7 protein-coding genes and 1 pseudogene are annotated in these 9,779 nt (G+C 65.5%); 1 reads left to right on the plus strand and 7 read right to left on the minus strand.

The annotated features are described in order from the left end of the window. Positions 1–148: 148 nt before the first annotated feature. Positions 149–1,066, plus strand: a complete 918-nt coding sequence (locus tag AC1RWI_RS20180) for a LysR family transcriptional regulator (protein ID WP_492868267.1) — start codon at positions 149–151, stop codon at positions 1,064–1,066. Positions 1,067–1,209: 143 nt separating this feature from the next. On the opposite strand, the gene AC1RWI_RS20185 is transcribed toward AC1RWI_RS20180, so the two are convergent. From AC1RWI_RS20185 to AC1RWI_RS20215, 7 genes and pseudogenes are all read right to left on the minus strand, one after another. After that, positions 1,210–1,941, minus strand: a complete 732-nt coding sequence (locus tag AC1RWI_RS20185) for a TagF domain-containing protein (RefSeq protein WP_492868269.1) — start codon at positions 1,939–1,941, stop codon at positions 1,210–1,212. Continuing rightward, entirely contained in the window at positions 1,938–5,762 is a 3,825-nt protein-coding gene (gene tssM / locus AC1RWI_RS20190; RefSeq protein WP_492868271.1) for a type VI secretion system membrane subunit TssM, read from the minus strand. The genes AC1RWI_RS20185 and tssM overlap by 4 nt, the downstream gene beginning before the upstream one ends. A 13-nt stretch (positions 5,763–5,775) precedes the next feature. Then, a complete protein-coding gene (gene tssL, locus AC1RWI_RS20195; protein ID WP_492868273.1) occupies positions 5,776–6,900 on the minus strand; it encodes a type VI secretion system protein TssL, long form in 1,125 nt (374 codons plus the stop codon). A gap of 152 nt (positions 6,901–7,052) precedes the next feature. Next, positions 7,053–8,396, minus strand: a complete 1,344-nt coding sequence (tssK, locus tag AC1RWI_RS20200) for a type VI secretion system baseplate subunit TssK (RefSeq protein ID WP_492868275.1) — start codon at positions 8,394–8,396, stop codon at positions 7,053–7,055. A 4-nt stretch (positions 8,397–8,400) separates the two neighbouring features. Continuing rightward, on the minus strand, positions 8,401–8,949 hold the full coding sequence (tssJ, locus tag AC1RWI_RS20205) for a type VI secretion system lipoprotein TssJ (RefSeq protein ID WP_492868277.1): 549 nt from the start codon (positions 8,947–8,949) through the stop codon (positions 8,401–8,403). Beyond that, positions 8,946–9,221: a PAAR domain-containing protein gene (locus tag AC1RWI_RS20210; protein ID WP_492868279.1), complete on the minus strand. Its 276-nt coding sequence runs from the start codon at positions 9,219–9,221 to the stop codon at positions 8,946–8,948. Before AC1RWI_RS20210 ends, tssJ begins: the two co-directional genes overlap by 4 nt. Positions 9,222–9,284: 63 nt before the next feature. Next, positions 9,285–9,779, minus strand: a pseudogene (locus tag AC1RWI_RS20215) (hypothetical protein); the annotation flags it as partial.

The following is a 9,779-nucleotide window of genomic DNA, read 5'->3' on the forward strand; positions in this document are numbered from 1 at the left end:
GTGCCATGGCAGGACGAACTCTCCTGGCCGACGGCGCTTGCAAACAAAGGGGTTGCGGGAATCGGGTGATGCACTGTGACGAATATTGCGCCGGCACACGTGTTTTGCCGTACGATTTTCCCGATGAACTCGTTCGACGGAGTTGAACATGTTGTCAGAAGACGAACTGGCCTTGCTGGAAGCCATCCGGGACAGCGGCAGCCTGTCGCGCGCCGCGGCGCGCCTGGGCAAGGCGCCATCGACCGTCTCCCACGCCGCCCGGCAACTGGAGGGCCGCTTTGACGCCCTGCTGTTCGACCGCCGCCGCTACCGCCTGCAGCTCACCCCTGCCGGCCACCTGCTAGCCGAAGAGGCCGCGCGCCTGATGCAGGACGTATCGCGCATGACCCAGCGCGTGCGGCAGGTCGCCAGCGGCTGGGAAGACCGCCTGTGGATCGTCACGGATGAAGTGCTCGAGTTCGAATTGCTGATGCCGGTGATCCGCAGCTTCGATGCGCTCAAATCCGGCGTGGCGCTGCGCCTGACCCACGAAGTCCTCAGCGGTACCTGGGAAGCGCTGCGCGACGGCCGCGCCGATGTGATCGTCGGCGCGACCAATGAGCCACCCGCCATCCCCGGCCTGCGCTGGTTCGAGCTCGGCGTGGTCGAATGGGTCTTTGCCGTGGCGCCACGCCACCCGCTTGCCAGCGTAGCCGAGCCACTCACGCGCCAGCATATCTCGGCGCACCGGGGCGTGGCCGTGGCGGATTCATCGCGCGGTAGCGCGGGGCGGGCCTACGGGCTGGTGGGCGGGCAAGCCTCGCTGGCCGTGCCGAGCATGCGCGCCAAGGTCCTGGCGCAGCGCGAGGGGCTGGGCATCGGCTGGCTGCCGCGGCACCGCGTGGCTTCGCTGCTCAGGCATGGGGAGCTGGTGGAAAAGCGCACGGCCGATCCGCGCGAGCCCAACACGCTGTATGTGGCGTGGCGGGGCGACCATGAGGGCCGCGCGCTCGCATGGTGGCTGGACCAGTTTCGCCCGCCGCGGCTGGCGAAGCGCCTGGTGCAGGGCATGGATCTGTTTGCCTGAGCGGGCCCGAACCGGCCCGAACCGGCCCGAACCGGCCGCCAGCAGGATAACCAAGATCAACAAGGTGCCGCCGCTGCAGGCCGTTCCATACCGCTGTGGTTTTGTCGATATGCAGTGAAGATGCCCCTGGTCGGGGAATGAAATCAAAGCCCGGCCACAATGTCGCGAATGGCCGGGACGCCGTCGATTTCAATGGCGCAGCCAGTACCGGCCTGCCAGACGCTGCCAAGGCTGCCACTGCGCAACAGGTGCGGCGGCCAGTCGTCACGGATGGCTTCGGGCCCGGTGAAGCTGTCATCGGGCAAATTCCCCGAGGCGGCCTGATTCCGTGCGCCGGCCAGGCGCTTGAACGACACCCGGATGCGACCCCGCCAGCCGGGTCGATGGCTGGCCCACAGGGCATCGACCGCCGCGGCCAGGCCCGATCGGTCCGGCAGGCGGGTGTGGTCATGCACCAGCTGCACCAGATCGGTGAGCCAGTGCGCCGGTGCGCTGAGGAGCTGCTCGGCCCATTGGGCGCTGACGCTCTGCCATACCACCAGCGGGTAGCGGCACCCCACCCGGTCCCGGGACGCGGCCACGACACCGATCAGGTAGCTGCCCTCGCCGGGGAACTTCAGGCCGCGCGTGCGCAGGATGAAATGACACGGCTCAGCCGCGCGCAATCGGGCTTGGCCCGTGAGGCTGGGTGGCGTCAGATGCAACCAATGCGGCGCATGGCCGACGATGGAAAGCGCTGGCGTCCGCACCGGGGCTTCGGCGTGCCCGGGGTCGAACCAGTTCCGCCACATCGCCACATGGGCCAGGGGCGCATTGTGGCGAACAAAGTCCCCTTGCGCAGGCAGCTTGCCGAAAATCGACGGTGCCGTAATCACCCCGACCTCCCCGGACACTGGAAGCCCTGCAGCAAGGCGGTGGTCCATGGATTCGCGAGGCTGCCGGTGTTGATGTCGAGCTTCGCCTTGCGGCCGTCAAAGTCATACTCGGCCATGAAGTGGCTGGCTGTCGCCGAGCCGGCCAGCTTACCCTTGGCAATCACGCGCATCAGGGCCCAGGGGCCGTTGGCGGTCAACGTCGAGGTGTCGGGGCGGATGCGCGGGCTGGCGGTGATCTCGGCACCCTGCCCGCCGCGCGGGCCAGGCCATGTCACCTTGAGCGGGATCACCGGGCCGTGCACGTAGCGCTGGCTCTGCCCATCGAAATCCATGTTCAGCTCGACGATTTCGGGATCGAGCTCTATGACCTTCAGGTCGACCTTCCAGGCCATCTTCTTTGCGCCCGGATCACGGAAAAACACCTCCCGGATTTCCTTGGCGCGCTGGAACGGCACCAGGCTCGGGCCGGCCACCGGTGGCACGTCGGGCGCGGTCAGCTTGTAGCGCCACGGCGAGATGGTGGTATCCACGTGTGGAGCCAGTACCTTCTGGAAGAAGTCGTCCAGCACACCCCCGGTCGCGAAGATGCGCGCAAGATCCTCCGGATCCACGTCCTGCATCGACGTCGGCGTGAACGGATACTTGCCGTCGACGGCACTGCGGCAACTCTCGCCGATCACAGCATCCATCTGGGCGATCAGGATGTCGCCGACGCCCTTGTTGACATCCCGGGTGCCCTGCACGACGAGATCGGCCAGCACCGCCTTGAAGGGCGCGGGCAGCTTGGCCGCCTCCATGCGCAACTGCGCCCCGGCATCTGACGGGGGCGGCAGGTTCCGGGTGTTCAGCGCATTGTTGGCCACTACCAGACTGGTGTAATAGGCGTTGACCATGCCGGCTATCGCATCGAGTTGCGGCTTCCCGGCCGCAGCCTGCGCACCCGGGTTGGCGGCATCGGCCTGGCCAGTCACCACTTCGCGCAGCGCGGCGAAGCGGTTGTCGACCACCTCGCGCTCCTGGCGAGCCTCGGCGCGCGCGGTCAGTGCGCTGACCGTGCCGGATGTCTTGTCCAGCGCGGACAGCGCCTTCTCCGCCAGGGACTTGTCCTCGGGATCCACCGGACGGCTCAGCGTGGTTTCCTGCACCGCTGCCCGGCCCAGCCGGGCCAGCGGCGAGTCCGGCGCGGCGAAATTGCGCAGGATCTCCAGGTCAAAGGCCAGGTTGTCGCCGGTCACCGTCCGGATATCGCCCAGGAATGCCTCCCAGTGCCGCGCATACTCGCTCAGGTACAGGCGCCGAATCTCGCGCGTCAGGGGATCGTTGCCGGTCAGCTTGCCCGCGGCGCGCTCAAGCGTTTTTTTTTGAGCGCCGAGTCCCGTGCCCCTGCCCATTACCCAAGTGTCGACCGCCTGTGCCTTGCCGACGAATTCCGGCAGGCGCGCATTGAACAGGTCGTGGTAGCCGGCGTAGGTGAAGAGCCCAGGGATGCCCCGCTCCAGCGGCTCACCACTGGCTCGGGTGAAGACCGTGCCAGCCTGCGGCCCGACCGCCCGCACCAGCGTGAAATCCTGCGGCGCCTCCTCCATCATGGCCGCCTTGGCGCGGTCGTAGAGGCGTTCGACGGAAGTATTTCCATCCAGGAAATCCCGCGCCGAGCGGATCAGCGCCTCGTTCCTGGCATAAGGCGACTGCACCGCGCGGCTGCCGTCCAGCAGGCTGTCCAGGTGCCCGATCACTGCCACCCGGCCGCCGAAGGCGTCCGCCCCGTTGCCGGCTGCCCAGTCGCTTTGCAGCCAGCTACGCACGTCGGACGCGTTGAACTTGTCCTTGTCGTGCAGCATCAGGTAGACCCGCAAGGTGTCGTAGGTCTGCTTGGCGTCGCGTCGATTGACCGCGGTGGACAGCACGGATTCGACCCGACCTACCAGGTATGGCACCAGCAGGTTGTCCTGCAATCTCGTATGGGTCTGGGTCGCAAAGCCCAGCACCGGCGGCACGCTGTAGAGGCCATACCGCCAGTCGACAGACGGATCGGCCTGATTCAGGCTGGCGTAGGCGGGCAGGTCGCGGGCCGCGGCCAGCACCTCGGGCATCGCATCCGGCTGCGGCTTCTTGTAGTATGCCGTCACCGTCGCGGCCAGCCCCCTGCCTTTCTCCTGCACCACGTCCAGATAGTTATGGTTGTGGCCGAAGCTGGTATAGAGCGCACCGGCCAGCCACAGGAAGATCACCACTACCAGCGCGTGGCCGAGCAGGCGCAGCAGGCGGAAGCGGAATTCCCAGCGCAGGTTCGGCTTCACCAGGTTCGCCTCGGGCACGATGATGCGCTTGAGAACATCCGACAGGAAGTAGCTGCGGTTGCCGGTGGTCTCCCCGCCGGCGTCCTGCGCTGCTTGCGCGCCTGGCTTGGTCGTGCGAAGTAGCTGCCGGATCAGTGTGCTGGCATCCGCGACAACCGACTGCGCGGTCTGCGTTGCGCTGGTGAAGTACACACCGCGCAGCATGGCGTTTCGCTCGGTATCGTCGTAGCGGGAATCCAGAAAGATCTGTTCCAGCATCGCGACAAGCGGTTCCGTCAGGCACCCAAACTCATCGCTCAAGCCGTAGAGCGCCTTGCGCCGGCCCAGATCAACCTCCTCGGACAGGCGCCCCCCCAGCCCGACCTCCAACCGCGTCACCAATGACTGCATCTCCTCGCGGCACTGCGCAGCGGCATTCACCGCCGGCTGCCCCCGCCGCCGCTTGCCCGCGACCGGCAAGGTGAAGCCCCAGGGCTGGGCCCGCCCTTCGCTGGTCAGGTACTGGAAGTATTCGGTAAAGCCGGCAAGCTGATCGAGCTTGGTCACCACCAGATAGATGGGGAACTGGATGCCCAGTTCCTCACGCAGTTCGGCCAGGCGCGCCCGAATCCTGGCCGCTTCAGCAACCCGCTCCTCAGCGGAATGCCGAAGCAGGTCCGCCACGCTGATCGTCACCAGCGCACCGTTGATCGGGGCGCGGGCACGGTGTTTGCGCAGCAGGCCAAGAAAGCCCTTCCATTCGGCCAGCTCGATCGCCGAACCCGACTTTTGCGCCGTGTAGCGGCCTGCCGTGTCGATCAGGACCGCCTCGTTGGTGAACCACCAGTTCGTCTGCTCGGTGCGCTGCCGTACGCGAGCCGCCGCGCTCATTTGCTCGGCAATCGGGAAATGCAGCCCGGCGTTCAACAAGGCCGTCGTCTTGCCAGAACCTGGCACGCCGACCATCATGTACCAGGGCAGTTCGTGGAGGTAGCGCCGTCCCTCGAACAGCCGGCCGATCCGGCTGCCGGTGCGCATGCCCTTAAGCTGGCGCAGCGCTGTCTGGATGGCTGTGTTCAGCGTGGCGATTTCATCCTTGGCCGCCACTTCCTGGCGCTTGCCGCCAACATTCAGCAGGCCTTCCACGAACGTCTCATGCGTGCGGGCATGCTGCCAAAGCAGGTACAAGAGATACGCGGCGAACAGGAAAACGATCACCGAGATCAGCAGGATGCGGACCGAACTCGGTTCCAGCGGATGGCTGGCCCCAACGGCAAGTAGCGGCCCCGCATGCCAGATCAGCAGGCAAAGCGCGGCGACCCCGGTGGTGGAGACCGGCCAGCCAAGCAGCCAGAACAGCGCAAGCGCCATCAGCAGGACGATGACCGTGACACGTGCGCCGATCCCCGCCAGCGGATGCATGCCATTGAATCCAAGCAGCGGCCCGATAAACCAGATGGCTGCCGCCACCAGAAGCACGGCGACAAGTGCGAGCGTCTGCCAGGAGACGAGCGCGCCCCGGATACGTTTCAGAAATTCCATGCCTTGACCCCGGTCACTGTGTAACGACGATCTCAGCCCGGCGATTCTTCGCTCGGGCTGCCGGCGTCTTGTTGTCGACAAGTGGCTCGGTATCGCCCTTGCCAATGGCTTCGAGGCGCCCCTTGGCCACGCCCTTGCTGGCCAGGTACTCCGTCACGGTCGCGGCACGCTCCTCGGACAACGCCTGATTCGAGGGGAACCTGGCCGTCTTGATGGGAGCGTTGTCGCTGTGGCCGATGACGATCACCTTGCCGGAGACCTTGCTGATCTCCCCTGCGACCTTGTCCAGCAGCGGCAAGATCTTGCCGCTTACCTCGGCCCGCCCGCCGCCGAACATGTCGTCACCGCGGAAGGTCACGGCACTACGCGCCGCGTCCTCCTGCACGCTGACGACCCCACGCGCAATCTCGTCCTTGAGCAGCTCAGCCAGGCGCAGCGCCTTGGGCGGCTCCGGCGGTGTGATCATCCCAATGGCAAGGATCTGTCGCTCGAGATCGTGCGTGCGGAGCAACAGCTGGTACTTGTACCAGGCGAACAAGCCACAGAGCGCCAGGGTCAGCACCAAGGCCGTGACCCAGACCGGCACCGTGCGTAGTCGGCTGAGTCGTCCTGCGTCAGCGCCACGCCAGTTGGCCGAAAGCTCGCGCGGCACGCTCTCGCGTGCGCCACTGATCATGTGGTAGAGGCGCTGGCGGATCACATCGAGCTGACGATCACCATCGATGTGGCCGGCATATCGGCCGCGGAATCCGAGTGACAGCATGTGATAGATCACCTCGATCAAGTCCAGATGCTCCGTCGGGGAGTCCACCAGGCGGCCCAACACCTGGAACACCTTTTCGCCACCGCCATTCTCGCCGTGCAACTGGATCAGCAAACTGTTGTCAGCCCACGCATGCTGGCCCCACGGCATGCCATTCGCCGCTTCGTCCAGCGCCGTGCACAAGCTGTAGCGCGCCGCGAGGATATGCTCTCGCCGGATATTGGCGCGCTCGCAGATCGCCTGGAAATCCTGTGCTTCCCGCACCAGAAGCGATTTCAGGGTCACCATCTGGTCTTGCCGCAGCGATGCCGGCAGGTCCGCCAACGCGCGCAGCAGCGGCCTCGCCGCAGCCAGCAGCGGGTTGGCCGTGCGCAAGATTTCCTCGACCCGTTGCTCAATAGGCTTACGGAAGGTGCGCAGCGCTGGCTCCTGCTCCGCGGCACGCGGTTCCGCTTGATTCGTCCCCGCTGGAGCTTGCCCGGCCAGATCAACGACCGGACCATCTCCGGAGAATATCGGCCGATTCGTCATTGCCGCACCCCCCACAACTCCATGCGCAGCCCAGGGAAATTCCCGGCCACATGCATCGCCAGGCCACCATGGCGCTCAACCTCCTCCCACAGCGGATGTTGCTGCGAGAGCTCGAAGTAGATGTGGCCGGCATTGAACGGAATCTGCCGTGGCGGCACGGGCAGCACCTGCAACGGCAGGCCGAGCAAGTGAGAGTGAATCAGGCCCGCGAGGCGATCGGAAGGGCCGACCTTGGTCTGCGCCGGGAATTGCTGTTGCAGCACGTCCGCCGGAACTTGAGCGGTCACGGCGAGCACAAAGGTGCCAAAGCGTTTGAAGTCGTTCGGGTCAATCACGGCCAGCCGGATCCCGTTTGGCTGCGGCTTAAGGTCAATGCGCTGGGCCGCCCGCTCCAGGACCACATTGAGCAGGAAGCGCAGATCGTCGATCAATGGCTTCAAGCAAAGGTGCGGGGCATCATGACGGTAGGCATCGAGCCGCAAAGGCCGCCGCGTCTCGGTACGCACGAAAGTCGACAACTCTCCCGATAGCGCCGCCAGGTGCACATAGAGAAGCTCCGGCGATGCTGCTTTCGCGGCAAGCAGATGGGTCAGTATCGCCTCGTACCGGTTCAGAAGCTGGAGGATCAGATATTCGGATATCTCCGCTGCGTCGCCGCCGCGCATGGTGGCTGCGGACAAGCGCCGCGCCAGGGAATCGGCCCGCAAGTGCAGCAGGCCGTGGATCTCGGTAAGCCAGGTATTCAGTAGCGTGCTGGCCGTATAGACGTTGACCGGCGGAATCAATCCGGCATCCAGCCGGGCACTGCCGTCTGCCCGGATCTCGGTCACCCTGGCCAGTGGCAGTCCAAGCCAGGACGTTGAAAGTTCCTTCCCGGGGAGCAACCGCAGACGCAGGTTCGCCAGTTGCACCAGCTTCGGCCCCTGTGCGATGGAGTTTGCATCCAGCAATTCCTTCTCGAAGGCTCGATACCGTGCCAGGGAATCCGCACCATCCTCGAAGTTCGTCTCTTCGGCGTTTGGCGTCCGAATCGGTACCGCCAGATAAATGATCTGATTCAGGTGTTCATGCTGCAGCGCCAGTGGCGCCGGCAACGCTGCATGCCCTGGCGCCTCGAACGGTGTTCCGTCCTGGAAGATGCCGGCAACCCCTGAAACCACCAGCTTACCCAGCGCCAGCGCCTCGGTATCAATGGCGAATTGATGGAACCCCCAGAAGAACGGGCTAAGGGCAGCGCTGCGCTTGTGTGCGTAGTGCTCCAGATAGCGCTCCTGCTGCTGGAAGAGTTGTGGGCGCAGGAAAAGTCCTTCGCTCCAGATGACCTTGTTGTACCAGCTCATGAATTCAATCCGGTTTGGAAATGGTGATGGTCTGCTGGTCCAACGAGACTTGCAGTTTGACCTTGCGCGCGGGAATTGCCGTGCGATACCACGCCGCTTCCGGCGCCGGTGGCAATTTGTGGACCGCTCTCCAGGTAGCTTTGCCAAGCTCCCTGTAGCCAACCAGAATGCCGAGGGCCTGCGTCTCCGGGTTGAGCTTGCGCTCGATGTCCCGTGACTCGCCGGGACGGAGGATGAACTCGTCCCGCACCAGCAGATCCTGCATCAGCAGCGTCTTGTCTGCCGTCTCCAGCGAGAAGTAGTCCGCCTTCTCAAAGGCGCCGTCGGTCTTGAGTTCATAGACGCGAACCAGGACCGGAGACGGCCTGCCCTTGTCATCGGGGTTGACGGTGTCTTTGGCGGCCACCGCCAGATCCAGCTTCATCTGCTCGCGCTGGGCGGGCGTGGTAGAGCAGGCAGCAAGCGACAGCAGTACAACGCCAGCTAGCGACTGCCAGCGGACCCATCCGCCGCCCGCCGCGGGCATGCGCCATGGCTTCATGAATGCCTTCATGCCCGCGCCTCATGACTGCCGATCAGCGCGCAGCCGCATTCGGTCAGGTCGCCCGCGCAGGCGCCGGGTATGCCGCCCACCTTGTAACGCCCGGCCACCTGCACAATCCGGTTGATGCCGTGCGGGCGCCCGTCGGGGTAGCTCTGCGGACATCGCACCAGATCGCCCAGGCGGGCGATAGCTTTGCCTTTGATCTTGCTGGTCGGCGAACCACTGATCACCACGCCGCCATGGGTGGTGATGTCGCCTACTGTAATGATGTCCGCGGACATGAAAGACTCCTGTCTGTCTGGTTTCTACACGGCAGCCTGGGCTACCCCCATGCATCCCGTTTCTCATCCAGCTCGTTTGCCAAACCACGGCCAATACGCGCTGCCCTCGCCGCGCGCGCGGTCCCATGTCGTCACCGGCGGTTGTGGCTGCCAGCCCGGCGGCGGTGCAATCAGCACCGCCCACGCATCGTCCGGGTTGGCCAGACTCGTCACCACCGCGCTCTTGCCGCTCTGGTTGGCATAGGCCGCCGCAAACGCCGCGTTGACAGCGAAGCTGGCCGCGCCGGCTGGCCCCACCATCTGCTCCGACACGCTGTGCACCGCATCGATCTGGTCCAGATCCGGCCACTGACGGTGCAGCGCCTCGCGCAAGGCCCGGGTCTGCGCCACGATCTGCGGCGACTTGGGATGCACGTCGTGATAGACCCGCTGCACCGGGCTGGCCTGCGGCGCCTGCGCGGCCGCTGCCTTGAGCAGGTCGTTCCATGCCCCGCCGGGATTGGCCGCGTTGGCGTGGATGCCGCCCTCGCGTTGCTGCGGCGCGTAGATGGCCGCCAG

The organism is Cupriavidus sp. MPR-AND1C (assembly GCF_058809705.1).

Bases quoted from the DNA above. Each gene is read 5' to 3' on its own strand.
- tssM (WP_492868271.1), bottom strand. From the start codon at position 5,762: ATGGAATTTCTGAAACGTATCCGGGGCGCGCTCGTCTCCTGGCAGACG.
- AC1RWI_RS20180 (WP_492868267.1), top strand. From the start codon at position 149: ATGTTGTCAGAAGACGAACTGGCCTTGCTGGAAGCCATCCGGGACAGC.
- tssK (WP_492868275.1), bottom strand. From the start codon at position 8,396: ATGAGCTGGTACAACAAGGTCATCTGGAGCGAAGGACTTTTCCTGCGC.
- tssJ (WP_492868277.1), bottom strand. From the start codon at position 8,949: ATGAAGGCATTCATGAAGCCATGGCGCATGCCCGCGGCGGGCGGCGGA.
- AC1RWI_RS20210 (WP_492868279.1), bottom strand. From the start codon at position 9,221: ATGTCCGCGGACATCATTACAGTAGGCGACATCACCACCCATGGCGGC.